General features: G+C 67.1%; 21 protein-coding genes and 4 pseudogenes. 8 read left to right on the top strand and 17 right to left on the bottom strand.

Going from position 1 to position 25304, the window contains the following annotated elements; genetic code table 11:
• Window positions 1–1475: 1475 nt before the first annotated feature.
• Window positions 1476–1850 carry a trypsin-like serine protease gene (locus OG452_RS35285; protein ID WP_405565743.1) on the bottom strand — a complete coding sequence of 125 codons (375 nt, stop codon included), beginning with the start codon at window positions 1848–1850 and terminating at the stop codon, window positions 1476–1478.
• Window positions 1750–2116: pseudogene (locus tag OG452_RS00320) on the bottom strand (helix-turn-helix domain-containing protein); the annotation flags it as partial. The gene OG452_RS35285 and the pseudogene OG452_RS00320, both read right to left, overlap by 101 nt.
• Before the next feature lie 125 nt (window positions 2117–2241).
• On the opposite strand from OG452_RS00320, the pseudogene OG452_RS00315 reads away from it, so the two are divergent.
• A pseudogene (locus OG452_RS00315) lies at window positions 2242–3354 on the top strand (IS630 family transposase); the annotation flags it as partial.
• Between the two features lie 140 nt (window positions 3355–3494).
• Here the strand turns inward: OG452_RS00315 and OG452_RS00310 are convergent.
• The 4 genes from OG452_RS00310 to OG452_RS00295 form a co-directional block, all read right to left on the bottom strand.
• Window positions 3495–3809 carry a nuclear transport factor 2 family protein gene (locus OG452_RS00310; RefSeq protein WP_327293556.1) on the bottom strand — a complete coding sequence of 105 codons (315 nt, stop codon included), beginning with the start codon at window positions 3807–3809 and terminating at the stop codon, window positions 3495–3497.
• An 85-nt stretch (window positions 3810–3894) separates the two neighbouring features.
• Window positions 3895–4659: an SDR family oxidoreductase gene (locus OG452_RS00305; RefSeq protein WP_327293555.1), complete on the bottom strand. Its 765-nt coding sequence runs from the start codon at window positions 4657–4659 to the stop codon at window positions 3895–3897.
• Between the two features lie 157 nt (window positions 4660–4816).
• Window positions 4817–5692 carry an AraC family transcriptional regulator gene (locus tag OG452_RS00300; protein ID WP_327293554.1) on the bottom strand — a complete coding sequence of 292 codons (876 nt, stop codon included), beginning with the start codon at window positions 5690–5692 and terminating at the stop codon, window positions 4817–4819.
• A gap of 241 nt (window positions 5693–5933) precedes the next feature.
• Window positions 5934–6671 carry an IclR family transcriptional regulator gene (locus OG452_RS00295; RefSeq protein ID WP_327293553.1) on the bottom strand — a complete coding sequence of 246 codons (738 nt, stop codon included), beginning with the start codon at window positions 6669–6671 and terminating at the stop codon, window positions 5934–5936.
• Between the two features lie 105 nt (window positions 6672–6776).
• On the opposite strand from OG452_RS00295, the gene OG452_RS00290 reads away from it, so the two are divergent.
• Window positions 6777–7250 (top strand): helicase associated domain-containing protein, encoded by a 474-nt coding sequence (locus tag OG452_RS00290; RefSeq protein ID WP_327293552.1) that lies wholly within the window; start codon window positions 6777–6779, stop codon window positions 7248–7250.
• On the opposite strand, the gene OG452_RS00285 is transcribed toward OG452_RS00290, so the two are convergent.
• Window positions 7210–8265 (bottom strand): hypothetical protein, encoded by a 1056-nt coding sequence (locus OG452_RS00285; RefSeq protein WP_327293551.1) that lies wholly within the window; start codon window positions 8263–8265, stop codon window positions 7210–7212. The two genes, OG452_RS00290 and OG452_RS00285, sit on opposite strands and share 41 nt — an antisense overlap.
• A 183-nt stretch (window positions 8266–8448) precedes the next feature.
• Between OG452_RS00285 and OG452_RS00280 the strand changes: the two genes are divergently transcribed.
• The 4 genes and pseudogenes from OG452_RS00280 to OG452_RS00265 all read left to right on the top strand — a co-directional run.
• Window positions 8449–8712, top strand: coding sequence for a helix-turn-helix transcriptional regulator (locus OG452_RS00280; protein WP_327293550.1), 264 nt, complete (start codon window positions 8449–8451; stop codon window positions 8710–8712).
• Between the two features lie 155 nt (window positions 8713–8867).
• Complete coding sequence (locus tag OG452_RS00275; protein ID WP_327293549.1) at window positions 8868–9725, top strand: DUF6083 domain-containing protein; 858 nt, start codon at window positions 8868–8870, stop codon at window positions 9723–9725.
• Window positions 9726–9888: 163 nt separating this feature from the next.
• Window positions 9889–11355, top strand: a complete 1467-nt coding sequence (locus OG452_RS00270) for a UvrD-helicase domain-containing protein (protein ID WP_327299465.1) — start codon at window positions 9889–9891, stop codon at window positions 11353–11355.
• A gap of 159 nt (window positions 11356–11514) precedes the next feature.
• Window positions 11515–11853 (top strand): annotated as a pseudogene (locus OG452_RS00265) (helix-turn-helix domain-containing protein); the annotation flags it as partial.
• Between the two features lie 36 nt (window positions 11854–11889).
• Here OG452_RS00265 and OG452_RS00260 read toward each other — a convergent pair.
• The 3 genes from OG452_RS00260 to istA all read right to left on the bottom strand — a co-directional run bounded on the left by OG452_RS00260 (window position 11890) and on the right by istA (window position 14557).
• The gene (locus OG452_RS00260; protein ID WP_327293548.1) at window positions 11890–12276 is read right to left on the bottom strand and encodes a VOC family protein; all 387 of its coding nucleotides are present in this window, start codon (window positions 12274–12276) and stop codon (window positions 11890–11892) included.
• 95 nt (window positions 12277–12371) lie between these two features.
• On the bottom strand, window positions 12372–13142 hold the full coding sequence (gene istB, locus OG452_RS00255; protein WP_327293547.1) for an IS21-like element helper ATPase IstB: 771 nt from the start codon (window positions 13140–13142) through the stop codon (window positions 12372–12374).
• On the bottom strand, window positions 13139–14557 hold the full coding sequence (gene istA, locus OG452_RS00250; RefSeq protein ID WP_327293546.1) for an IS21 family transposase: 1419 nt from the start codon (window positions 14555–14557) through the stop codon (window positions 13139–13141). Before istA ends, istB begins: the two co-directional genes overlap by 4 nt.
• 123 nt (window positions 14558–14680) lie before the next feature.
• On the opposite strand from istA, the pseudogene OG452_RS00245 reads away from it, so the two are divergent.
• Window positions 14681–15515, top strand: a pseudogene (locus tag OG452_RS00245) (IS630 family transposase); the annotation flags it as partial.
• A 137-nt stretch (window positions 15516–15652) separates the two neighbouring features.
• Here OG452_RS00245 and OG452_RS00240 read toward each other — a convergent pair.
• The 6 genes from OG452_RS00240 to OG452_RS00215 form a co-directional block, all read right to left on the bottom strand.
• The gene (locus tag OG452_RS00240; protein ID WP_442810145.1) at window positions 15653–18058 is read right to left on the bottom strand and encodes a SpoIIE family protein phosphatase; all 2406 of its coding nucleotides are present in this window, start codon (window positions 18056–18058) and stop codon (window positions 15653–15655) included.
• 188 nt (window positions 18059–18246) lie between these two features.
• Window positions 18247–18468: a hypothetical protein gene (locus OG452_RS00235; protein ID WP_327293544.1), complete on the bottom strand. Its 222-nt coding sequence runs from the start codon at window positions 18466–18468 to the stop codon at window positions 18247–18249.
• A gap of 34 nt (window positions 18469–18502) precedes the next feature.
• Window positions 18503–19237 carry an NADPH-dependent F420 reductase gene (locus OG452_RS00230; protein ID WP_327293543.1) on the bottom strand — a complete coding sequence of 245 codons (735 nt, stop codon included), beginning with the start codon at window positions 19235–19237 and terminating at the stop codon, window positions 18503–18505.
• 704 nt (window positions 19238–19941) lie between these two features.
• Window positions 19942–20448 carry a flavin reductase family protein gene (locus OG452_RS00225; protein WP_327293542.1) on the bottom strand — a complete coding sequence of 169 codons (507 nt, stop codon included), beginning with the start codon at window positions 20446–20448 and terminating at the stop codon, window positions 19942–19944.
• A 488-nt stretch (window positions 20449–20936) separates the two neighbouring features.
• Window positions 20937–21407, bottom strand: a complete 471-nt coding sequence (locus OG452_RS00220) for a riboflavin kinase (RefSeq protein WP_327299464.1) — start codon at window positions 21405–21407, stop codon at window positions 20937–20939.
• A gap of 382 nt (window positions 21408–21789) precedes the next feature.
• On the bottom strand, window positions 21790–22974 hold the full coding sequence (locus tag OG452_RS00215; RefSeq protein ID WP_327293541.1) for an LLM class flavin-dependent oxidoreductase: 1185 nt from the start codon (window positions 22972–22974) through the stop codon (window positions 21790–21792).
• Between the two features lie 519 nt (window positions 22975–23493).
• Between OG452_RS00215 and OG452_RS00210 the strand changes: the two genes are divergently transcribed.
• Window positions 23494–24531, top strand: a complete 1038-nt coding sequence (locus tag OG452_RS00210) for a helix-turn-helix domain-containing protein (RefSeq protein WP_327293540.1) — start codon at window positions 23494–23496, stop codon at window positions 24529–24531.
• A 73-nt stretch (window positions 24532–24604) separates the two neighbouring features.
• Here OG452_RS00210 and OG452_RS00205 read toward each other — a convergent pair whose 3' ends face one another.
• Window positions 24605–25171, bottom strand: a complete 567-nt coding sequence (locus OG452_RS00205) for a zinc-binding dehydrogenase (protein WP_327293539.1) — start codon at window positions 25169–25171, stop codon at window positions 24605–24607.
• Window positions 25172–25304 lie beyond the last annotated feature (133 nt).

The raw sequence follows: 25304 nt of genomic DNA, 5'->3' as shown, positions 1-25304 counted from the left end.
CCGCGGCCGCGTGCACCCGGACACGGACCTCACCAGGGCCTGCCTGAGGTTCGGGCAGATCCAGCATCCGCAGGACCTCCGGGCCCCCAAACTTGTGGCGGCGGGCGCGGCGATGGCCGGCATGTGCGCCGGCACCGGTGGCCTTGGGTGCATGCTCGCGGGCGGAGCGATCTGGGGCTCCGCGGGAATCATGGACTACTCAGTCTCGCACCGGTGCGATCTCTCGGTTTGGTGACAGTGGAGTGAGAGACAGCGGGCTTGAGGGTGTTGATGCTGGTCATGGGCTGTGTCAGGGCTGAGAGGTATCTGTCCTGGAGGTGAGAGATCCACGGGGCATCGCTGTCGTGGAGCGCTATCGCGTGCGGGGTGACGCTGCCTCAGTTTCGTGAGTTCTGATCCGTGCAGCGAGAGCAGGACCCGGCCCTGAAAGGAGCGGGTGGTGGTGCGAGTGGGGCTGTGCCGTCGCCCGGACGTCCGACAGGCTCGGGGTACCAGGTCCCGCGCGAGAGCCGCTCCCGCGCACGGCCCCGCTCTCGGACGCCGATCCCACCGTCACCGCGACCGCCGTGGTGGACATGCTCGGTGTAACCCGCAGCACCGCCCAGTACGCGCTGACCTGGCTCCGCGCGGAAGCTCCGGAGCTTTGCCGGTCCTGCGCGGACGTGGGCGGGTGCCAGGGGCCGGTGTCTCTGCCGGTCAAGGGGCCGTATTCACCGTTCTGCTCCTGCACGGGGTGCGAGGCCGCCTCACCGGGCAGGCGGTTGCCCCTGTTCGGAACCGACTAAAGAGTCCGGGTCGCCGACATTCATGAGCCGGTCCAGCAGAGCCAGATCGGCCGGGGCCGGAACCACCGGACCGGTCCCCATCGAGGTCATTACGTTTCGAAATCTGTTAGTCACCGTGAGTGGCCACCGGTGGTTGTTTACCCAGATCATGGAGAACTTGATGGTTTCGCGTGCACACGCGAAAGGGCCTCGCGGCGGAAGCTCGCGCGCCATGCGTGTCGGAGCGCCGTCGACGTATGAGAAGGCGGCCGTCCGCTTCGTGTCCGCAATGCCCGCTGGTCGTTGCTGTGGATGGAAGTGTCCATCGCAGAGAGTAGTCAGCAGCTTTGCTGCCTGAGAGGTACGGAGGGAGGTGCGTGACCATGTTGCTTCCGGTGATGACCGGCTGGTGGAAGTGGTAGCACAGCACGCATGTGGTGGCTGTCCGTCGCCGTGGCCGCGGACAGTCACCAACACAACCTGGAGGGCTGAAGTGCTGGCGCGGGCCGGTTCGGTGGCCCGGAGAACGCCTCGGAACAGTGAGTTCAGGCGGCCCAAGCGGCTCTGGCAAGGTGTTCGCTGTGTGCGTGAAGTAGTCCTGACACTTCCTTCTGCTGCTGCCGACCGACAGGTTCGTCATCGGGGCCCGGGGACACGCCTCGGACTGGCACAGCCTGTCCGAGGCGTGTCGCGTACGGGTCTGACGGTGGTTCACTGCGACTCGAGCCACCGTTTGAAGTACGAGGCGCTGCTGAAGAGGGAAGGCTTGTCGCACCCGGGACCGCCGCCGGAGGTGATGCCGACGACGACGCCGCCCAGGACTGCGGGGCCGCCCGCGTCGCCGTTACAGACAGCCTTCTCGCCGTTGGCCGGGCCTGCGCAGAACCTGCCCGTGGTGTCGAAGGGAGCGCCGGGCTCGCTGTAGACGCCGGCGCAGGAGTCCCGGCTCAGAACTGGCAGTTGCGCAGGCCTGAAGCTGCTGGGGCACGTAGGCGGCGAGCTTGCGGATGGACCAGTGGGTGAAGGGCTGCCCGAGCGTGGTCGGGCGGGTGGTGGCCGTCTGAACGACGAAGTCCTCGTCGTCAGGACTGAGTAGGCGGGGACGGCCTCCCGCCCACCGAGGGTCCAGAGCGGCCAGGCCGATCTCGTTGAACCGGTGGATGACATCGCGCACCGTGCCCTCATCGGCCTGGACCCTGGGCGATCACCGGGACCCGGTTTCCACCGGCCGAGGCCGGTAGCATCATCGCCCGCCGGTAGCGGACGGTGTTCGTACTGCCCCGCCGCACGATCCGCTGTAACTGCTGGCCCTCCTGGTCTGTGAGCCTACGGACCCTGACCGGCTCTGCCATCGCACCCCTCCGAGCTTTACGTCTCAGGACATCCAACCGGCCAAGGGCTCGCCAGCGCCAACCGGGTGGACCTATGCGGTCAGAGCGCTAGTGTCCTGCGCCTGAGATCCGTCGTTAGTTTGTGTATGAGTGCCTCTGGGGCTGTGCCGGTGCCACGTCGTGGCCCGAAGTTGGAACCGTTGTTGTTGTCCGCCGATGAGCGTGTGGTGTTGGAGCGTTGGGCCCGGCGGGCGTCGTCTGCCCAGGCGGTGGCCCTGCGGGCCCGCATCGTGCTGGCATGTGTCGGCGCCGATGTTCCGCCGATTGTCGTGGTGGCACGGGAGTTACGGATCGCGGCGGACACGGTCCGCAAGTGGCGTCGCCGGTTTCTGGCCGGCCGGCTGGACGGGTTGGTGGACGAGCCGCGGCCGGGCCGGCCGCCGAGCATCAGTGTCGATCAGGTAGAGGCAGTCGTGGTCAGCACGTTGGAGGAGATCCCGAAGAATGCCACTCACTGGTCGCGTGCCTCGATGGCCGACTGCAGTGGGCTGTCGAAGTCGACCGTGGGCCGGATCTGGCGGAAGTTCCAGCTCAAGCCGCACCTGAGCGACACTTTCAAGCTCTCGACGGATCCGTTGTTCGTGGAGAAGGTCTACGACGTGGTGGGGCTGTACTTCAACCCGCCCGAGGGCGCGGTGGTGCTTTCGGTGGACGAGAAGTCCCAGATTCAGGCCCTGGACCGCTCTCAGCCGGTGCTGCCGATGATGCCGGGCATGCCCGAGCGCCGCACCCATGACTATGTTCGCAACGGCCTGACCACCTTGTTCGCGGCTTTCGACGTCGCCACCGGTGAAGTCATCACCAGCCTTCATCGTCGGCACCGGGCAGCGGAGTTCAAGAAGTTCCTCGTCAAGATCGAGAAAGAGGTCCCCGGGCACCTCCAGGTCCACCTCATCGTGGACAACTACGGCACCCACAAGACACCGGCGATCAGGGCATGGCTGGCCAAACACCCCCGGTTCCACCTGCACTTCACGCCCACCGGCTCCTCCTGGATCAACCAGGTGGAGCGGTGGTTCGGCTTCCTCGCAGACCAGAAGATCCGTCGTGGCGCCCACAAAAGCGTGCGCTCGCTGGAGGCGGACATCCGTGCATGGGTCAAGCAGTGGAACGAAAGCCCGACCCCGTTCACCTGGACCAAAACAGCCGAAGAGATCCTCGACTCGCTCGCCCGCTTCTGCCAACGGATCTCTGGCGCAGGACATAGTGCGGTTGCGGTGCGGTGTTCCTCATCGGCGAGACGGGCGGCCATCGGCCGGTGCCACGCGCTGATGGCTGTACGACCCCTGCGGTGCGGGGGGGGGCGATGTCACGGGTCGGCCCAAGGGGCTGGCCCGGCTCAGGCTTGGCCGGTCTCGAAGCGGCTGATCTTGCCGCCGGTGACGGTGAAGGTCCATCGCGTGCGCATGCTGCCCCAGGTGGAGTTGGTGTAGACGGCGGTGAGGGTGCGTCCGTCGGAGGAGGCGCTCTCGACGTCCATGCGGCCGTTCGAGGTGAAGATCTCCTTCTCCGTCCACAAGGACAGTTCGCGGTCGGTGCCGTCGTCGGACATGGTGGCGTCCGGGGTGAGGGCGGCGAAGAAGGCGTCGCGGTCGCCGGTGTTGAGGGCGTCGACGAACGCGGCCACGGCGGGATCGGTGAGCTGGGCGGTCATGGGTCCCTCCGGGGGTCGGTGCGGGAGAAGGACGACCGGCCCGGCAGGCGGCGGATGATCGCGTCGCCCGTCGGGCCGGCGTCGGTCAGCGGGTGGTGTAGCCGCCGTTGAGGAAGAGGGTCTGGCCATTGGCCCACCAGCCGTCGGTTAGCAGGTGCCGGATCCACGGCACGATGTTCTCGATCTTGGTGAGGTCGCCGTTCATCGCGGACGACTTGTGGTAAGCGACGGAGTCGTCATCCTCCGCCGGGTAGAAGAAGGGGGTGTCCATCGGTCCCGGGGCGATGGTGTTGACCGAGATGTTCCGGCCGAACAGCTCCTTCGACAGGGCCCGGGTGAAGTGCTCGACCGGGGCCTTGCTGCCCGCGTACGACGAGTACAGGCCTGTGTAGGCGGCCAGCAGTGAGGTGACGATCGTGATGATTTTCCCGCCGTCCTCGATCCGGCGGGCGGCCTCTCGCATCACGAAGAACGCGGCCTTGGAGTTGACCGCGAACATGCGGTCGTACTCCTCCTCCGTGATCTCGGTGAGCGGCTTCTTCAGGACCATGCCGGCGGTGTTGATGCTGTAGTCGAGCCGGCCGAACCGGTTCACGACCTCATCGAAGACCCGCTCGACCTCGGAGACCTGGGTCAGGTCGGCCTGGACTGCGAACGCCTCGCCCGGCCCCTTGTTGATCTGCGCGACGACATCCTCGGCTTTGGCCCGAGAGGAGTCGCTGTTGTAGTGCACCGCGACCAGAGCGCCCTCCGCGCCCAGCGTGGTGCTGATCAGCCCGCCGAGGTTGCGGGATGCGCCGCCGACGAAGGCGACCTTGCCGTTGAGCGTCTTGTCCGGGGTGTTGACCATGACGGCCCTCCTGCGGCGTTCCGAATGGGGACGGGGCACGCCCTGGCGGACACCGAAGGCATGCCATGTCCCACAGACTCACACCGGAAGGGGTGGCGCATCTTGAACGATCCGATCACCGGTGGAACAAACCGCCCCTTGACCTCCCGCGGGATCGTCAGAGCCCGTCGTTGCCGTCCCGCAGCACCTGCGGGGTGGTGCCCTCATGGCGCCGCATCATCCGCGTCAGGTGGCTCTGATCGGCGAATCCCGCCTCCGCCGCGATTTCTGCGATCGGCCTGCTGGACCGTGTCAGCTCACGCCGCGCGTGCTCCAGGCGTCGCTGCATCACGTACTGGTGGGGGGACTGTCCGGTCGACACCTTGAAGACCCGCGCGAAGTGGGACTCGCTCACACCCGCCACGGCTGCCAGTTCCGCCAATGTGACCTTCTGGGAGAGGTTGGCGTGGATGAAGTCCACGACCTCGGCCAGACGGCGCGGTGACAGCCCACCCGCACGGACCGGCGCTGTACCGCCTTCACCTGCGACGCGCAGCACCACTGCCGCGGCGGCCTGGACCAGCGACTGTGCATACAGCGCGTCCACCGGGCCGGGGCCTGCATACTCCGCCACCAGCCGCTCCACCAGCATCTTCAGCAGCGGATCGGTGAAATGGAACCGCGGGACGAGCTCGACCGGACCTCTGGCCCCGCCTTCGGCTGCCAGCTTCTCCAGCCACACCGGATCGATCCCTAGCAGCAGCAGCTCAACCTCGTCCTGCCATCGAGGCCGCGACGCCCACCCAGCCGGATTGACCAGCGCCTCTCCGGTATGGAACCGCTCCCGGCGAGCCGCCCCGTCTGCCGACCAGCGCAGATTAGCCGACCGGCCGGTATAGACCACGAGTACGTGCACCGGCGGGCCCACCGGCAACGGTGCGACGTCCGAGACCCCTGCAGCGGGCTCTATCGCCCGCTCCGCCACCGCGTGGCCGAGATCGGCGCCACTGGTGGACAGACATCGCAGATGGGGCTTGATATGCGAAACGCTCACCACACCAGTATGAGGCTTCAGGTTGCGACGGCCTGATACGAGGGGGGAGACGGCGGGGCCGGAGGTACTGAGAACCGGGGGCACATCAGGGAGTTCAATCCCAAGTTTCAACGAGTGTTGGCGGCGTTGCTTTCTCCGACGGGGACTGACCGCCAGGCGGAAGCCGCTTTTCCCGTGGGCCGGCCGCGTCTTGATCATATTTCGGCCCCTTTGGCTGAAAAGCGCTGGTCGCCGGGCGGGTTCAGATCATGGTGAGGTCGCGTTCGATCGCCGCCATGGCTACCGACAGGGCGCCGATCCAGGTGGGCAACTGCTCACGGTCGAACCTCGCGGTCGGCAGAGCGAGGGAAAGTGCTGCCGGGGTGCCCGACGGATCGCGAACGACCACTCCGAGCGCGGTGAGTCCGGTCTCGGTGAGCTGGTCGTTGATCGCGAATCCGCGCTTGCGGACCAAGCCGAGCTCGCGGCGAAGCTTGGGCAGGTCAACGCCGTCGACACTGTCATACAACGCAGTCAGCTCATCGGCGGGAAACGTCGCCAGGATCGCCTTGCCGCCCGATGCGAGGTGAGCAGGCAGGGAGCGGCCGGCCCGGTCCCCGACTCTCAGGATTTGTTCGCATTCGACCGTGGCGATGAAACGGACCTCGGGTCCGGCCATCACCATCAGGTTTGTCGACTCCTGCACCCGATCCACCAGTTGGTGCATATGGGGCAGGGCCGTCTGCCGCAGGAGGGCGACTGGAGCCTCCGACACCGCGCTGGGGTGCAGCGCCTTTCCCGCTCGGTAGAGCCGGTCCGGTCCCTGCTCCGCGAAGTCCCGGTAGACCAGCATCGCCAGCAGGCGGTGCGCTGTGGACGCCGAGACCCCCAGGCGTTCGGCCGCGTCCGTCACTCGCAGCGGCCCCTCCTGCTGGAGCAGGGACGCCAGATGCAGAGCGTGGTCGACCGACTCGATGGCGTAGGCGGGTTTGTTCTTCATAGCAGAAAAACCTATCCCACTATGAGGAAATGTCGGCAGTCTCCCTGCCATGACGCAGACCACATACCCGGCGGCACGCGGGACCGCGTCCCTCGTGACCGCTCTGTGCTGGGTGACACCTGGCTGGACCACCAGATCACCTGCCAACCTGAGCTGCACCCCCAGCAGGTCAGCCTCCTGGCCCAGCTCACCGCCCAACACCCCCACGCTCACCCGCACGCGATGCTGCTCCATCCTCCTTCCGGCCCCCGTATGTACGCCTTCCACCGAGGCCTACGAGCCGCCCGGCAATTCCACCAGCGCGAAGGGGAGCTCCACGTCCCCCTCGCTCACCGCGAGGACCTCCAGGGAGACGAAGTGCTCCTGGGCCGCTGGATCAAGAAATGCCGCACACAGACAGCCAGGTTGACCGCATCGCAGATCGCCGCCGTGACCGCCCTCGGTATCCAGCCGGACCCGCTCTTCCAGCCTCCCCCGCCCACCTCGACCGACCAGCCCACGGACGACACCTGGTGGGCATCACCGGAAGACCGCATGGCTACACCAGGCGTCGTGGGATGGCCGCAGCCCCGCTCCTGACCTCAGCCCTGATCCAGCACAGTTCATCCGCGTCAAGGTCCCACCACCACGCTGCGATCACGGACGCGTCCACCAGACGACGGAGCGCAGCCTCCATGGCGACGGGATCGAGCCCGCACCCGCGGTGAAGCTGCCCAGAATCGATTCGTCCGGCGCGCCCTGCGGGGGAGCGGTGAGCCGCCAGAGCCAGAGCAACCAGTCGTTCTGAGACCGGCAAAGTGCGCACCGCGGGTACCGTCGCGACCCGTAGCGCCCAGTCGCAGGCCCGCAGCCGCTCGGACCGCGCCGGCTCCGGGAACAGCAGGGTGACGTCCAGCAGTTGTGCGGTGATCGCGGCACCCCGCCAGGGCCCCTCGAGCTCCAGCCAGCCCACCTCCCGCAGCTCCTCCGCCAGGGCGGGCGGGCGGCTCATCCGCATGCTGCGAAGAAGACCGCCGGGGAGACGGACGAGTCCGGTACGGCCGGATCTCAGCGCGCCCTGCACAGCGAGCAGGCGCGCTTGTGGCGTGACGGTCTCAGGGAGAGCGGCGGCCAGGTAGGACAGCATGTTTCCCACCAGCGCCCACGCCTGCTCATGGGGCCCTGGCTGGCCGCCCGGGCCGGCGGGCCTGGCCGGTGCGGGCGGCTCGGCCTTCGGGCCCGGGTCGGTCTCGGGGACGATGGCGGCGTGCTGGGTGGCGGCGGCACAGGCGGTGCAGGTGTCTGCCAGGCGCCAAGTGCGGCCGCTGTGTTCGCGGGCGAGGACCAGAATGACGGGGCCGGAGCAGCCGCGGTGGCGGGGGTGCCAGCGGCAGCCCCGCTCGTGGCACTGACAGGTCCGCAGATACGGCGCGAGCGCATCACGCCGCGCGTGACGGGCGAGGTGCGCCAGGACTGCGGCGCGCGCCGAGGGCAGGGTGAACGATCCACCGTCCGGTGTGCACTGGGGGCAGACGAGTACGCAGTCGCCCTGGTGCGGACGCAGTTCCACGGTCCAGGTGCGGCACCGCAGGGGTTCGGGGGTGCGGGGCCTCATCGGGCGGGACCTTTCTCTGTGTTCCGCATCGCTGCGCGTGTGCTCCCGCCGTGCGGCGCGGGAGTGGGGGACGGGCCCGCACCTTAGTGCAGACCTCTGCCCTGCGCACCTCGGCCCTCACCTGCACAAATAGGGCAGAGGTCTGCACTGACAGGGCAGGTGTCTGCACCGTCGGATGGTGGAGTGACGATCTTCCCGCCCGACCCCAACCTCGCCGCCCTGCGCCTGCAGCTGGCCCGGCTCCGGGGCGCGCGCGGATGGACCTACGACGAACTGGCCCGCCGCAGCGGCCTCTCCCGGCGTACCCTCATCGAAATCGAGCAGGGCCGCACCACCGGATCCCTCCCCTCCTGGCACGCCCTGGCCCACGCCCTCGGCGTTCCTGTCGATCAGCTACTCGGCGCCCTCTGCGAGGACCACGAGCCTCCCGCCGAGCCCACCGACTGACACCGCCCAGCCCCGAGCGGAATCACCCGATCCATTCACCAGGCCGAACATCAGGCCGGACAACCGCACGCCCGTTCCCATGGATTGGGCCAAACGCGGGACATCCACCGCCCGGACACCTCCCGCACGGCGCGGCGCCTGCCACCTTCACCGCCATGCACCCCACCACCGCGTCCGGTCACCACTGGGACGGCAGCTCCCTCCGCCCCCACCGCCCACGGGTCCTGCGCGTCGCCGAGACCAGCCCCACCCGCCTGCTGCGCACCGCCCAGCCCGGCACCTGCCGCCACTGCGGCAACCGCATCCACTGGTACCCGCGCACGGGCCACCACCTCATCGCCCTGCACCCCCACGAACTACCCACCCGTACCGGCCCCGCAACCAGCCGCTGGCACGTCTACGCCGGCACCGCTCACCCCCACGCCGACGGCACACCCTGGTGCTCCATCCCGCACACCGACCTCTGCCCTGCCGAAGACCCGCCCGCCCAGCTCACCCCCCAGCTCACCGAGCTACGCCGCGGCCTCGCCCTGCGCACCCGCCGTCTTCTCGACCATGGCTTCCTCTCCCCACCGCCCGAACAACCCACGCCGTCTCCAGGGGCCCCGTGCCAGCCGGCACGGCCCGTCGTGCAGCTCCTCCAAAGCCGCTACCTTGCCCGCCACCCCATCGAGGACATCCGGTGCGTGGCCCAGACCCGCCGACGCCACCGCTGCCCCCGCCCCGTCCTCGACCCCCAAGGCCCGGCCGGCGTTTGGACCCTGATGCCAGCACCCGTCGGCCATGGACAACTGGCTCTGCCCGAAACGCTGATGGCCGTCTACGACCTCACTTCGCTCCCGTACCCAGAGCACCTGCGCTGGCGCACCCAGCGTTGCCCCAGCCACGCCACGGCCCCCGGCGCGGCCGACCTCGCCCTCGCGGACTGGGAGATTTTCGACCCGCTCCTGCACCATCAGCACATGCACCCTCGCCTGCCCACCACCTCCCGTCGGCCCAGGAACGGTTCATGACCCGCACCACCCCACGAGCTTCCGCTCGCCCCGACCAGGACATGTCCCCGCACAGGATCGGTTCTGCTTCGCCGGGCCCGAGCGAGCCGGGCCGTCAGCCACGGCCGATTCCGGCGGCCGCGGTTCGCGTCCTTGAACCGATCCGTTTCATGGAGTGCCCGTGCTGAAGCCCACCGACGAACAGGTCGCAGCCGCTGACGCCTTCCGTGCCGGCCAGCACCTTGCCCTTCAGGCAGGCGCCGGTACCGGAAAGACCTCCACCCTGGCCCTGCTCGCTGCCGCCACCCCTCGCCGCGGCCGCTACCTCGCCTTCAGCAAGGACATCGCCACCGCCGCAACCTCCCGATTCCCGCGTACCGTCACGTGTAAGACCACCCACGCGCTGGCCTTCGCCGCCACCGGCCACCGCTACCTGCCCCGCCTCAACGGCCCCCGCCAAAGCGGCTGGAGAGCCGGCCGGGCCCTGGGCATCACCCAGCCCCTGCGCATCGGGGACCACGACATCACCCCCGCAGCCCTGTCCTACGCCGCCCTGCACGCCGTGACCCGCTTCTGCCACTCAGCCGACCCCGTCATCACCCGCCGCCACATCCCCCAACTCCGCGGCCTCGAAGGACAGGGCTATACCCAACTGGCGGACGCTGTCCTGCCCTTCGCACACAAGGCATGGGCCGATCTCCAGCACCCTGAACACGGCGCCGTGAGCTTCGGACACGACCACTACCTCAAGATCTGGGCCCTCACCGAACCCAAGATCGACGCGGACTACCTCCTCCTCGACGAAGCCCAGGACACCAACCCCGTTGTCGAGCAGGCCTTCAACGCCCAGCGTGCCCACGCCCAGCTCGTCATGGTCGGCGACTCCGCCCAGGCCATCTACGGCTGGCGCGGCGCCAAGGACGTCATGACCGGCTTCAACGGCACCCCCCTGACTCTCTCCCGGTCCTTCCGCTTCGGCCCCCGCCTGGCAGCCGAAGCCAACCGGTGGCTCACCATCGCCGACGCCCCCATCCGACTTCAGGGCTCCGACACCGTCCCCACCGAACTCACCGACGTGCCCCAGCCTGACGCCATCTTGTGCCGGACCAACGTGGGCACCATCACCCACGTCATGAACCTCCTCGACACCGGCCACCGCGTCGCCCTCGCCGGCGGCGGAAAATCCCTGCAAGCCCTCGCCCACGCCGCCCGCGCCCTCAAAGATGGCCGCCCTACCCGCCACCCCGAACTCATCCTCTTCCGCTCCTGGGGAGAGCTCCAGGACTACGCCGACCGCGACCCCACCGGCGGCGACCTGAAACCCCTGGTCGATCTCATCGACCAGCACGGGGCAGACGCGATCCTCACCGCCATCGGCCACCTCGTCGACGAACACCATGCCCAGGTCACCGTGACCACCGCCCACAAAGCCAAAGGGCGCGAATGGCCGAACGTACGCATCGCCGACGACTTCCACCCGCCCAAAGACAGCGAGGAAAAGGACGACCAGGGCAGGCCGCTGCCAGGGCCCATCGACGACACCGAAGCCCGCCTCGCCTACGTAGCAGTCACCCGCGCCCGCCACCGCCTCGAACGAGGCAGCCTGTCCTGGATCGACCACCACCCGGCGGGAAACACGGACACGGACTAGATGTATTGATCACGGACGTTGTTGACACGGGGGTCTTGATCGAAGGCGAAGACCTCCGGTGTGGTGTAGTGTTTAGTGCCGCGTCAGGCAACGTTCGCCTCGTTGTGACGTGTCGTCTGGTTGCTGCGCCGAGCGGTATCGGTTGGCCAAAATGGTCGTGTGGCTGAACGTGTGCGGGTCCGTGAGAGCGATGATGACGAGGGGCGGCGTCTGCTGCGGATCATCCGCAGGGGCACTGGGTCGGTGGTGACCTGGCGGCGGGCTCAGATGGTGCTGCTGTCCGCGCAGGGCATGCCAGTGGCGAGGATCGCTGAGGTGTCGTTCACCAGCGACGACCGGGTCCGCGATGTGATCCACAACTTCAACACCGACGGCTTCCACTCGCTCTACCCGAAGTACAAGGGCGGACGGCCGAAGATCTTCACGCTGCCCGAGCGCTGCGAGATCAAGAAGATTGCCAAGTGTCCCCGTACTGTTCTGAGTGCTCCACCAAGTACGGAGAAATGTGCACCAGTCTCAGAGGGACGGTCGTGCTCAGACCAGGGTGGAGATGCAGAACGGGTGGCCTGCGGGATCCAGCAGGACCCGCCACCGGTCGGGGTCCGGCTGGAATTCGGGCTTGACGGCTCCCAGAGCGAGCAGGCGAGCCTGAGCGGCGTCCAAGTCGTCGACGCCTAGTTCTATATGGGCCTGCTTCTCCTGGGAGGGATCCGGCCAAGTGGGGCGGCGGTAGTCGGTGAGCCGGTTGAATCCCAGTCCTGCAGCTCCCTCTCGGCCGAGCAGGATGAAATCCTCGGTGGAGAGGACCACAGGCAGGCCGAGGGCCTTTCCGTAGAAGTGGGCCAGCTCAGCGGGGTCAGGGCAGTCGAAGGTGACAGCCGAGTAGCGGAACGTGGATGCTGACGTGTCTTCATGGCTCATGGGCGGGACGGTATTAGGGATCTAGGACAAGCTGGGTCCTATTTGTGATGTGGTCGGCACGTTCGCTCACCTTCTGCGATTGGCCTCCTGGTCGCTCAGGCCACGTCTGTGTCCCGCTCGATGGCCTGGAGCCGGTTCTTGAGCCGGTAGCTGTTGCCGTTGATAGAGACGACTTCGCAGTGGTGGAGGAGGCGGTCGAGGATGGCGGTGGCGAGGACCTCGTCGCCGAAGACCTGACCCCACTCGCTGAAGGTCTTGTTCGAGGTCAGGATGACCGAGCCCTTCTCGTAGCGCTTGGAGATCACCTGGAAGACCAGGTTCGCTTCCGCGCGTTCGAGGGGTTGGTAGCCGACTTCGTCGACCACGAGGACGCTGGGCCGCAGGTAGGTGCCGAGCTTATTGACCAGCCGTCCGGCGGCCTCGGCGGTCTTGAGGTGACGGACCATGTCGTCGAGGGTCGTGAAGTAGATCGAGTAGCCGGCCCGGCAGGCCGCGACGGCCAGGGCGACGGCGATGTGCGTCTTGCCGACTCCCGGCGGGCCCAGCAGGGCCGCGTTGGCCTTGGCCTCGACGAACGAGAGGGTGGCGAGGTCTTTGACCTTGCGGGGGTCGAGGTCGGGCTGGAAGGAGAAGTCGTACTCATCGAGCGTCTTGTGGTGCGGCAGCTTCGAGGTCCGCAGCCCTTGGCGGAAGCGACGGTCGTCGCGGACCGCGAGTTCCTCGGAGAGGACCAGGTCGAGGAAGTCGAGGTAACCCATCTTCGCCTCGTCGGCCCGGCGGGTGAACTCGTTGATTGTCTCCGCGAGATGGGGCAGGCCGAGCTTGCCGGCCGTGGTGCGGATGCGGTTGCCGGTCAGCTGGCTCAAGAGCGTTCCTTCGTCGCGCGGTGGGTGGAGAAGGGGCGGGTGCCGGTCAGTTCGTCATAGACGGACAGCGGGCGGCGGCCAACTTCGACGCTGGCGGCTGCGGCCCGGTTCAACAGGGCTTGCAGCGGGCCGGCTTCGAGGCCCAGTGGCTGGTCATGGCGAGGCCGGGGGACCACGTCGCCGGTGGTGACGCGCCGGTTGTCGCCCTTGGGCAGGCCGTCCCAGTGCTTCTCGTCGACGACACGCGCGCCGCGGCCGACTGCCCGCGGATGGACAGCCAAGAGGGTCCCGCCGCTGGCGTCGGGGACGGTGGAGTGCAGGCTGATCTGCGACTTCGTGGCCCGGACCTCGACCAGTTGACGGGGGCGGACCTTGCGGGCTGGCACCGAGTAGAGGTTCGCGTCGAAGGCGACCAGGCAGTCCTTGCCGACGTGCCGCAGATGCCGCTGGGCGACCACATACGGAGTCGGCGGCGGCGGCCGCAGGGCCACATGATCGCGCACGGCCCGGTGCCCGATGACCTCGCCGTGGGTGCCGTGCACCTTCGCCCTCCGCAGCGGCACCCAGGCGGCGAAGGCGGCATTCATCTCCTGGATCGAGGAGAAGGCCCGTCCGGACAGCACGTGGTCTCGGACGATCAGCACTTGCCGTTCGACCCGGCCCTTCCCTGTCGGCCGATAGGCGGCCAGGACATCGATATCGAAGTCGTAGTGCCCGGCGAACGCGACCGCTTCCGGGTGCAGCGGGACCGCCTCGCCCGGTGCGACGTGCCGGCGCACGACGGTCTTGGTGCGGTCGTAGACGATCGTCATCGGCACCCCGCCGAAGTGCGCGAACGCCTGCCGATGGCAATCGAAGAAGCTCGCCAGATCCTGGCTGGTGGTGAAGCAGCAGAACGGATCACGCGAGTACGACAGAGTCATATGGAACGAGTAGACCTTCGGGATCCCCACGTGGGCGAGGATCTTGCCCTCATCGCCCCAGTCGCACTGGGCCTGGGCGCCCGGGACTACCTCGAACCGGCGATGCAGACCCGCCAGTTCACCCGGACTAATACCGAGATCCTCGGCAATCCGGGGCCGGGCCTCCTGAAGATAGATCTTGACCCGCTGGTAATTGATGGTGACCCCGTACTCCGACGCCAGACGCTCGTGGATCACCGATGCCTTCAAAAGGATCTCTGACCTGAGCATCGCGTCGATCAGCGGCGCCACCTCGTCGACCGCCCGTCGCTGCTGTCGGCCCTCGGCCGTGCGCTTCGGCGGCGCGACGGGAGCCTCGCCCGACAAGTATTTCGTGACCGTGCGACGGTTCAGCCCGGTCTCCTTCGCGATCTCCCGCAGGCTCATCGCACCGGACTCGTACAGACCGCGAAACCGCCTCAACTCCAGCCAGCGATGCGGGTCCAAGACCACCTCAGCCTCCCCTCTACCACCCCGTGACCGATGACAGAACACTCGCGGGACCCACCCGCCACCGCATCAACTTTGGTGCACTCTCATCCGTACGAGATGGTGCACGATCACCTGTACGCCGACACCAAGTCCAAGCCGACTGAGCACGACCTGCCGTTCTCGACCTGGAGTCTGACCAAGCTGGCGGACTTCCTGGTTGCCGAGGGGGTGGTCGACGACATCAGCCACGAGGGCCTGCGCATCCTGCTCCGCGAGGAAGGCGTCTCCTTTCAACGCCTGAAGACCTGGAAGACCTCCCGCGACCCCGACTACGCGGCCAAGAAGGCACGCGTCGAGCACCTCTACGCCGTCGCCGACAAGGAGGTCATACCAGAGGACGGCGAGCCCGAAGCCTTCTTCTGCATAGACGAGTTCGGGCCCCTCAATCTGATGCCGCATCCGGGTCGGCAGTGGGCCGAACGCGGTGGCAAGCATAAGGACCCCGACCGTGAACCGCGCCGCAGGCGGCGGGCGACCTACAACTGCTACGGCGGGGTGTGCCACCTGTTCGCGGCCCTGGACCTGGGCAAGGACAAGCTCTATGGCCACATCAAGCCGATCAAGAGGCGGACGCAGTTCCTGGAGTTCTGCCGCTACCTGCGCAGCCTCTACCCGCCCGAGGTGCGGCTCGCGATCATTAGACAACTTCTCCCCGCACCTGACCACGAAGAAGTGCCAGCGGGTCGGCACCTGGGCTGCGGCGAACAACGTCGAGATGGCCTACACCCCGACCAACAGCTCCTGGCTCAACCGCATCGAGGCCCAGTTCACGGCCCTGCGCTACTTCACCCTCGACGGCACGGAGCACGTCGACCACAAGGAACAGGGCAGCATGATCCGCCGCTACATCATCTGGCGAAACCGCCACGCCGACGACCAGCGTCTACGCGCCGTCGTCGACAGGGCAAACGTTGCCTGATCCGGCACTAGACTCTCCACCGCCAGGGAGTTGACCAGCAGAAACACAGAAGTACGGCTGTATGTCAAGCTGTCGGCGAGGGGCCTGCTCAGCAAATCCGTTTCCAACGGCCCCCGGCGCGCGCGAGATCCGCCGTGCTACGTCGCGGTGGCGAGCGGCAAGAGCTGCTCCGCCCAGATGGTCTTGCCGGATTGGTCGTAGCGGCTGCCCCAACGCGAGGTGAGTTGGGCGATGAGGAACAGGCCACGGCCACTCTCGTCGGCCCAGCGGGCCCGGCGCAGGCGGGGCTGGGTATTGCTGGGGTCAGTGACCTCGCAGATGAGCGTGGTGACGTCGTGGATCAGGCGCAGGCCGATGGGGCCGCCGGCGTAACGGATGGCGTTGGTGACCAGTTCACTGACCACCAGTTCGGTGGTGAAGGCCAGGTCGTCCATCCCCCAGGCGGCGAGCTGCTGGAGGGTGGCCTCGCGGGCATCGGTGACGACGGCGGGGTCGGCCTGGAACTCCCAGGCGGCGGTGGCCTGCGGCGGCAGGACGCGGGTGCGGGCCAGGAGCAGGGCGATGTCGTCGCGTGACGGACTGTCGGCGGCTTCGGCGAGCAGAGCGCGGCCGGTCTCCTGCAGGGGGCCGTCTGGGCGGTAGTGCGCTGCCAGGCGTTCGGTCAGGTACCGCTGACCGGCGTCCACGTCGTGATCGGCTCGTGCGATCAGCCCGTCTGTGTACAGGGCGAGGATGCTGCCGGGGGCCAAGTCGATCGTGGTGGTTTCGAAGGGCATGCCACCAACTCCCAGCGGTGGCCCCGGGGAGAGCTCCTCAAGGACGCGGGCGGTGCCGTCCGGCCGGAGAAGAATGGGCGGCGGGTGACCGGCGGAGGCCAGGGTGCAGCAGCCGGTGACGGGGTCGTATAGGGCATACAGACACGTAGCCCCGATCGTGTCCTGCTGTTCGGGGCCGGCCTCGGTGGCAAGTCGGCTGACAAGGTCGTCCAGGTGGGTGAGTAGTTCGGTGGGATCGAGCTCCAGATCGGCCAGGGTCTGAATAGCGGCACGCAGCCGGCCCATGGTGGCAGTGGAGGGCAGGCCGTGGCCGATAACGTCGCCGACGACGAAGGCGCATCTCAATGAGGGCAGCGAGATCACGTCGAACCAGTCGCCGCCGATCTCGGCGCCGCCCCCGGCGGGCAGGTACACCCCCGCGGTGTCCGCCGCCAGGGAGTCGGTGGTGGCCTGCGGGAGCAGGCGCTGCTGGAGGGCGACGGCCGCTCGGTGTTCGCGGGTGTAGCGGCGGGCGTTGTCCACGCTCAGCGCCGCCCGGGAGGCGATCTCGGCCAGCAGCTCCGCGTCCTGCTGGTCGAAGGGTTCGCGCTGCTCGGTGCGCCAGACGTCGATGGAGCCGAGCAGCAGGCCGCGCGTGAACAGAGCGGCGCAAACAACCGAGTGCCCACCCTCGGGGACGAACCTGCCGAGAATTTCCGGGGTACCGAATGCATCGACATAGCTCGCCCGGTCAAGGATGACGGCCTCGCCGCGCTGGTAGCCGCGCACCACAGGGTGGTCCGGCCATGGGGGAAATACCTCACCGGGCTGAATGAGCGCGGCCGGCCAGGGACCGGAGGCCGAAGCCACCGAGGCCATGCGCAGGTGCAATTCTCCTCCGCCACGGATCTTGGGGGGCTCCTCGCCTTCGAGCACGGCCTCTGCCAGAGCCGCATAGGCCAAGTCCCCGAAGGCCGGAACGAGGACATCCACTAGGTCCTGGGCCGTGTGCTTGACGTCGAGGGAAGCGCCGATCTGGACCGAGGCCTGATATCGCAGCTCCAGCTCGCGGCGGGGCCGCTGCTGCCCGGTGACATCTGTGCAGAGCGCGGCCACCCCACTAGCGCGTCCCTGGGCATCATCCAGCCGGAATGCGGACAGCGCGGACCACCGCCCCCCGGGAATCTGCGGCGAGCCCATCCACTGCTCGTGCCTGACCAGCGGCACACCCGTATCGAGTACCCGGCGCAGTGCCGCCTCGGCGCCCTCGGCGTCCTGCGGGGACATCACGTCCGCCAGACGGCCGCCGATGGACAGACCGATGCCGCCGAACATGTCGGGTGTGATGTTGGTCCGCACGACGGTCAGGTCCGAGTCATGGATGCCGATCCCGATTTGGTCCTGAGCGAATAGCGCACGCAGCAAGGCTGCACCCTGCTCCCAGTCGATCACGCGGCGGGCGGGGGCGGCCAGGACGAGAAGCGAGGAGGCCGGCAGCGGCGATACCTGGAAGGCGACCTCGACTACGTCACCGGAGCGGTGCCGCAGCAGTGCCCGCCCCGCGTGCGGAATCCCGGTCTCCTCGGCCTCATCCCGGCAACACCACTCGGAGGTGTCGGCGAGCAGGTCCTCGGCCGGCTTCCCGCAGACTTCCGCCGCCGTCCGTTCCAGCAGTTCCTCGGCCGCGCGGGACCAGCACAGCACAGTGCCTTGAGCGTCGATCACGACCGTCGCGATCTCGCCGAACACGGACGGCCAGGCGTCTCCGCGCCAGGGTGAGGACCGCATCATGCGCACCTCCAGCCAATGACCATTACGTTCAGTATGCATGGTTGAGCCGGTATGTGAGGTTTCCGATGCGATGAGGCCGCAGGGTCGAACCATCGCCGCTCTTGGTCGAGCGCATCTTCTGCACCCTAACGAGGTCGTGCATGGTTGGCGGTGGCACGTCGAGGGCCGAGGTTTGGCCGTCGTGTTCACATGCGCACGCTGCTGGCGATGGTGGCGGTCTGCTGGTGGGAGAGCAGTCCGGCGACGGCTTGGATGATGTCACTCATGTGCTTGCGGCGGCCGTGGTGGCGGGCGAGGGCCCGCCAGTTCTTGAGGTGCCCAATGCCGTGCTCGACGCGAATGCGGCGTGAGGAGTGGGCCTTGCGCTGGCGTTCGGGGCTACGAAGAAGGTGATTGTGATAGTTCAACTGCGGCCCTGTTGTGGGGCCGTGGCCCGTGTGCTCAACGGTGGACGGAGCGGTTCAGCTCGAGGAGCTGCTCCCGCGTGGGCGTGGAGGTGAACTCGAGGACGCGCTCCAGCATGCGGTCCCGGACGTGCGGGGCCGCGTCCCGGTCGGCCGCGTTGAGGGCCTTCTCCAGGTCCTTCAAGTCCAGTTCGGTGCAGTAGACGGGCATCATCGGCTGCTGGCGCCAGGAGTCGGCCAGAGTACCGGCGTCGAAGGGGTCGAATCCGGATTCGTCCACCAGGCGCATGCCCACACGCCGCGCCTCTTCGGAGTCTGCCGCGACCGGCAGTGCGATGCGGTCCGGGGTGCCCGCGGGAGCGTCCATGACCTCGAGCGTTTGTGACAGTACGGCGTTCCACGCCTTGACCACGGGCCGCCCCAGCTGCTCGGTGACCCACAGGCTTTCCACTTGGCCGTTGTCCACCGCCTCGATGGCGCCATCCCGGTGGGGAAAGTAGTTGGAGGTGTCGATGACTACGGTCTGGTCGGGTACGGAGGCGAACAGCGGAGCCACCGCCGGGATTCGCCCGAACGGGATGGACAGAACGATGACGTCCTTGCCCTGAGCGGCGTTGGCCGCGGTCACCGCATGCGCCCCGAATTCCAGTGTCTCGGCATCGATCGTCTCGGGTCCCCGAGAGTTGGCGACCGCGACGTCGTGTCCGCCGGCGCTGAACCTGCGCGCCAGTGTCGTCCCGATCGGCCCAGTTCCAATAACCCCAATTTTCACGAATTATCCCTTTCAAGGTTGCGCCAGCCCCTGGGGAGGTGGGCGATTCGTTATGGACGGCTGCGCGGAGAGAATTCCCGGCACCCCCGCGGGCGCCTAACGATGTCTGTGAATAGGGCGGCCGGTGGCCTACCCCTCGTTGTCCTGTTCGCGGCGTCCGCTCTCAGTGAGTGCACGCAGGCGGCCGAGCGGTTCCTCGGAGGCGTCCCCGAGCCGCGCGATGTCCGCCCGGGGGGGTGCCCCTATGGGGGCGGACGCCGGCCTCCTTGGCCACCGCTGCTACGGAGGTGTCGAGCCCTTCCCTCGGGAAGTGGCGCTGCGCCGCTTTCAGGGGACTGCATGGTTGCGCTGGACGGCTGCACGAGCTTGCGCCTCTGTCGTCCCTCGGCGCTCATGCACCCTCCCGTTGCTTGTGTTTCCGCGGCCACAGCAAAACGGAGCCTGTCTCCGCATGGAGTCGAGCCTAAAACGGATGCAGCCTCCGGTCAAACTCGTCGCGCCGCCCTGAACCTCCGGTCTACCGGATGAGATGACGGGGCAAGCCGTGACGGCCCATTGATCGTCTCCAGCATGCGCTTGGTCGGCGCTGCGGGTAGACGATGGAGGGTTGGTCGTGGTGGGCTGCGAGACCACACCATGGTGTTGTACGGCGGTAACGGTCTTCACAGGAGGAGCAACCTCATCGCGTGCTTGGCGTCGATCGCCTACGCGTCGATGAGTTCCCGGAACTTCGCGCCATGCCAAACGAGCGGCTCGTTCTGGCCGACGCCGAGCTGTTTCACCTCGAGCAGGGCCATCCAGTGGTCACCTGCCTCGGAAACCTCATGGATCGAGCACTCGAGCCACAGCGCTGCGTCTTCGATGAAGATGGCGCCTTCGTCGCCGACTTCGACCGCAACCTGCTCGAAGCGGGCAGCGCGGTCCTTGCCTGCGAGCTTGCGCAGCAGATCGCCCTGGCCTTTGCCGAATATGGATACGCCGAGCGAGTCGGCAGCCTTGATCAGGCCCCATGTCTCAGAAGACTTCTGCACCGCGACCGCGACGAGGCACGGTTCGAGCGACGCGCCCACCATGAAAGACGACGCGACGAGCGCGTGCTTCTCGCCGCCGATGTCGACCGCGAGCACCGCCACGCCGGACGGGAACTGCGCGAACGCGTTTCGGACGATCATCGGGTCGTCGCTGGACGTGCGCACTTTGGACCGGGTCATAAGTCCTCCTCCTTTCGCGGGGCACATGCACGGACCCCACTGTCCGCCCCGTCGCTTGCCTGATCACGTCAAGGTGACCGCGATGGGAACACTGCAACGCTCTGGGTGAGCCAGAGCTGAAAAAACTTCCGTTGTGATTACGGGTATTGCCGACCCGTCGGTACCGCGCCGCGGGACGCCGGCGTCGTGGCGTGGCCGCGGCCCATGCCTGGTCCTGCTCCGGTGCCGACGGGAACTCGTCTGTCGAAGTCGAGTGGGCCGAAGGCGTCGTCAGCTCGGCTTCGTCACGCCGACCCCGCGATGCGGAGACGTCGGCGCGGAGAGCCGTGAATCTGCCGCGAAGAGGCAAGCGGACGTCATGCTTCGGCTGAGTCCGACGCGTCGTGCGAGCAGGCCGACGTCGATCCGTGCGCGCCCTGCGCGACGCTGTGCCTCAACGGCGTCCACAACGCGCAGAATCGCCCACCGAGGCGGCGGCCGACGCGCGGTCATCGCGCGCCCGCTTCGGGTGAAGTTGATGTCGCCCACTTGCGGACGTCCTCAACATCTTTCGCCAGCTGCTCCACAAGGTCCTCGACGTCACGAAACCGTCGCTGGGGGCGGAGGCGGGTCACGAGATGAACCGATATTTGCCGGTCGTACAGATCGATCTCCACGTCGAGAAGATGGGCTTCGAGGAGTCGTTGGCCGTGGCGGCCGTAGAAGGTGGTCCTCCGGCCGACGGAGACCGCAGCGGGCCAGTGTCGGCCGTCATCCTGCGTGACGACTGCGGCGGACCAGACACCGTCCAGGTGAGCGCTGGTCTCCATGGTCAGGTTGGCGGTGGGAAAACCCAGCAATCGGCCGCGGGCATCGCCGTGTTGGACGACGCCGGTGACAACCTGGTCTCGGGACTGAACGCTTTCGATTGCGAACGGCCGGCTCGCGGCCAGGTACTGGGCACGGCTCTGCCGAGTCATCTGCCGCACTAGGATCCTCCTCGCTGCGGTCGGGGGCCACATCAGTTCACGAGCCGTGTCGTCAGTAGTGCTCTGCGACGAGGGCGTTGTTGTCGTAGTCACGCTGGGCCTGCCGGTGACACCACCCGGCCTTTGTGCATTGATCGGCGCCCCAAGACCGGTGTCGGCACGGCAGTGGATCGGGGTGTCTGCAGCGCGCGCCGGGCACTTCGCGTGATGGACGACCTCGGGCGGGGTGAGCCACCCCGCATCCGAAACAGCCTGCCCCCAAGCCGACATCCCGCCGGTATCGCCGGATTCGGTTGGTCCCGTGACGGCGAGCCTGAGCTGTTGAGGGTCAGGGAAGGCCATCTGCCTTCATTCCTTCATGAATGGTCGGACGTCAGGCGCGCAGACCCGCGTCGCGCATGAGCGGGAAGATCTGCTCGTTCATCCGGTCGAGACCCTCGTCGTAATCGACGAGTCCGGTGCAGATGCCCGTGATGCCCGAGTCGTGCAGCTTCTGGAGCCCGTCGACGATCATCTCGGGTGTGCCGACGAGCGGAACGAGACCGGCCCGGAAGAACGTCCTGATGGTCTCGTCCTGCTTCGGGTCTTCGGACTTCTTGTAGTGATCCCAGCTCCACCCGCGGGCATCGCCGTTCTGGATGATGTGCTTGTAGCGGAGGGCGCTCTCGTAATCGCCCTTCTCCTCGATGTACTCGAGGTACTCCTTGGCTTCCTTCTCCGTGTCCTTGCAGATGATGTGCACACCGGACCACAGGCCGAGGTCCTCACGCCCGGCCGCGTCGGCGTTCTCGCGCAGCTTGGGTGTCACCGACTGGCTGTGCTCGACGCTGCCGATCGCCGCGAACAAGATGTTGGCGTGCTTGAACGCGAACTGCTGGCCGGCAGGGCTGGATCCCGCGCTCATCACCATCGGCCCGGGCGTCTGAACGGGCTTGGGCCACGACTGGGCACCCTGGAGGTGGAAGAAGTCCCCGTCGAAGTCGAACTGGTAGTCGTCCTCGACCGCCCAGAGTCGCTCGACGATGGTCATCCACTCGTCGGCCAGCTCATAGCGCTTGTCGTGCTCGGGCACCTCGACGCCGAACATATGGTACTCGGGCTTGAAGTAGCCAGCTGTGGCGTTCAGGCCCATGCGGCCGCCGCTGATGTGGTCGACGGTGGCCATCATCTTCGCCGCCATCACCGGGTGGATGAAAGGAACGAGGCAAGTGGCGAAGATCTGCATGTTCTGCGTCGCTGCTGCCAGGCCTGCTGCCCAGGTGAACGTCTCGTACTGTCGGCCCCACGGGCGGTCGGGGCCCGAGAGCCCCTGCCAGCGGGCGATGGGGATGAACCCGTCGACACCGTAGCGATCGGCCTTCTGGGCGAGCCCCTGGATCTCGTCCCAGTTGCCGAGCTTGATCGTGTTCTCGGCGAGGTTGAGACCGCCCTGGCCGGTCGTTACGTTCGCGCCGAAAACTGCGACCTTGAACTTGTTCGGGCCGCCAATCATGGGGCGCTGAGAACGTGCGACGGTGTGATCGGCTACGAAGTCGCGTGGTGCGATATTTTGCGTCATGGGTTTTCTCCGTACTGTTGCGACTCTGGATACCGAAGGGCGTCCGGCCCATATCGGTTCCTGCGAAGAGGAAGGCGACTGCTGCGATCACGAGCGGCGATGTCGACCCTGTCGCTAGGGGTGACTTCGAACGGTGGGAGTACTCACCGATCTGTTGTGGTGTCGCTGTGTCGGCTTCTCTGTCCCGCTGATGAATGACGCTAGGAGCGCCGGCACCGGACCACCATGGCAAGGGACGCCATCAACGCAGGAAAACGCGCCAAGGTGTCACCACTTGCCGGTTGGTGGCGTGAGATGTAAGGCTTCTGGCGTTACTTCCGACGCCAGGCGGTTCTCCTGTCGCCGCGGCGCTTCCGGAGCGGCACCCCGTCGCCTCAACGAAGAGGAGAGAGAGATGGATTCTCCGACCGTTCCCCCCGGCATTCCAGCGAACATGCCATGCAGTGGAGCGACACCCGTGTCGGCTTCGTCGGCCCCCCTTGGCCGGCCGGTTCCCCAGCGCGGCGAAAGTGCCAAGCGATGAAGCTGAACTCGTACCAGAACTTGCGCGTGCCGAATTTTAGTGTGCACACGTTGTGTCAGCTGCTCGAGGAAGCGGATCTCGACTGGCGAACCGCGCTCGCGAATGCAGAGATCGACCCCGGCGCGCTGAATCGACCGGGAAGTACCATTCCTGCAAAGAAGGAGCTGGCATTCCAGCTTCAGTTCGTTGCTCTCACAAGAGATCGCGTGGATCTTTGGGTGCGGGCAATGCGCGCCTACACGACAAGCACCTACGGCGTTCGCGGAATGGCCCTGGCGACCGCCCCGACCGTTGAGGCGTGGGTGGAAGTTGCCAGCGCAACCGACAATGCCCCTGGGCTCCTCGAAATCATGCCTCTCCGAGCACCGGATGGGACAGTGGTGGGAATTGAATACGCCTACCCTGACGCCCCGGACGAGTTGATCCCGTTCAGCGTGTACCGTGATCTATTTGCCAGCACCCGATCACTCGCGTGGCTGTACGGGGACACCTTCCCTTTCACTCGGGTCGAGGTGCCTATCGCGGAAATATCGCCCGAGGCTTTGGCGTACGTTTCCTGCGGAATCGAATGCGGCGCAGAGGCGTTGCGGCTGCGGTGGAGCCCTGCGACATCGAAGATGGAACTGCCCTTCGGTAACGCCTTCCAGCACGAGGCGTGGGTCAGAGCGGATACCCAGATCATCGACTCGTTCAGGGCGACTGGTGACTGGCCCCACACCGTCGCGAAAGCCATAAGGGCCGCGCCCAATCTCTACCGCACATTGGCAAATGCGGCCGCGGCGCTGCAAGTCTCCCCACGTACCCTGCAACGCAAGCTTGAACTCACGGGCAAGGACTTCGGCCGGGTGCGGGACGAGACTTTGAGTGAACTGGCCTGCGATCTGCTCTCGAATACAGATCACTCCGTATCGGAAATATCCCGCAAGCTGGGCTATACGGATCCGGCCAGCTTCACCATGGCCTTCAAACGGTGGAGGGGGATGCCTCCGACGGCGTTCAGGGAGGCTGCTCGGTACAGCGCCAAGAATTCCTGACGGAAGCGGTGACCGTGACCGTTGGTGTGTCCGCTCGCTCGGCCCCCGGCAGCTTCTTCCGGGGGACGGAGCCTCAGTGATCGTAGGCAGCAACGATGCGGCCGACGGCTCCGCCCTTGCGGAGGCGGTCCAGGCCTTCCGGGATTTCGTGCGGTGCGATTCGGTTGATCGGCGGGTTGGGCAGCTCCGCTGCGCTTGAGTTCGTAGAGCTCGGCGAGGTCCTGTTGTGTGCCCGAGAGGAGCCGAAGGTACGCAGCTGCTTGAAGATGAGGGCCTGGGTGTTCACCGTGGCCTGTAAGCGGCCGAGGCCGACCTGCACGAGCGTCCCGGACTTGCCCAGCGTTTCAACCGCTTGAGCGGTGGTGGTTCCGAAGCCCGCGTAGTCCACGATCAGCGGCAGATCCTTGTCGGCGAACTCGGTGATTGACTCGGCGACGCCCGCCAGCCCGATCTCGGCGGCGAGCTCCCGTGAGGACGGGGAGATGTCGGCGGCGTAGACCTCGGCTCCCTTGAGGACGGCGACACGCGCGCCGATGTAGCCGAGCCCACCCAGGCCGATCACGCCGACCCGCATGCCCTTCTTCAGGCCGCCGACGGTGACCATGGCGTGGTACGAGGTGATGCCCGCGTCGGTCGCCATCGCGCGCACTGGCGGCCCGGATCTTGGGGCCGTAGCCGTCCCAGGCGCCGTAGCCGATGGCGTCGCCGTCGGCCATCACGGCTGCGGCCCGACCCGGTCGCCGACCTTCCAGCCCTCCATTCCGGGGCCGGTA

Origin of the sequence: Streptomyces sp. NBC_01197 (genome assembly GCF_036010505.1) — a bacterium.
Taxonomy (GTDB): Bacteria; Actinomycetota; Actinomycetes; order Streptomycetales; family Streptomycetaceae; genus Streptomyces.
The sequence above is the reverse complement of the archived record's forward strand: the minus strand, read 5'-3'. Positions and strand labels throughout refer to the sequence as shown.

What these genes read in the sequence shown, in the direction of transcription:
- OG452_RS00310 (WP_327293556.1), bottom strand. Translation starts at nt 3,809, where the DNA reads ATGACCGCCCAGCTCACCGATCCCGCCGTGGCCGCGTTCGTCGACGCC.
- OG452_RS00305 (WP_327293555.1), bottom strand. Translation starts at nt 4,659, where the DNA reads ATGGTCAACACCCCGGACAAGACGCTCAACGGCAAGGTCGCCTTCGTC.
- OG452_RS00295 (WP_327293553.1), bottom strand. Translation starts at nt 6,671, where the DNA reads ATGAAGAACAAACCCGCCTACGCCATCGAGTCGGTCGACCACGCTCTG.
- OG452_RS00285 (WP_327293551.1), bottom strand. Translation starts at nt 8,265, where the DNA reads ATGAGGCCCCGCACCCCCGAACCCCTGCGGTGCCGCACCTGGACCGTG.
- OG452_RS00275 (WP_327293549.1), top strand. Translation starts at nt 8,868, where the DNA reads ATGCACCCCACCACCGCGTCCGGTCACCACTGGGACGGCAGCTCCCTC.
- OG452_RS00260 (WP_327293548.1), bottom strand. Translation starts at nt 12,276, where the DNA reads ATGAGCCATGAAGACACGTCAGCATCCACGTTCCGCTACTCGGCTGTC.
- OG452_RS00240 (WP_442810145.1), bottom strand. Translation starts at nt 18,058, where the DNA reads ATGCGGTCCTCACCCTGGCGCGGAGACGCCTGGCCGTCCGTGTTCGGC.
- OG452_RS00225 (WP_327293542.1), bottom strand. Translation starts at nt 20,448, where the DNA reads ATGACCCGGTCCAAAGTGCGCACGTCCAGCGACGACCCGATGATCGTC.
- OG452_RS00220 (WP_327299464.1), bottom strand. Translation starts at nt 21,407, where the DNA reads ATGACTCGGCAGAGCCGTGCCCAGTACCTGGCCGCGAGCCGGCCGTTC.
- OG452_RS00215 (WP_327293541.1), bottom strand. Translation starts at nt 22,974, where the DNA reads ATGACGCAAAATATCGCACCACGCGACTTCGTAGCCGATCACACCGTC.
- OG452_RS00210 (WP_327293540.1), top strand. Translation starts at nt 23,494, where the DNA reads ATGAAGCTGAACTCGTACCAGAACTTGCGCGTGCCGAATTTTAGTGTG.
- OG452_RS00205 (WP_327293539.1), bottom strand. Translation starts at nt 25,171, where the DNA reads ATGGCGACCGACGCGGGCATCACCTCGTACCACGCCATGGTCACCGTC.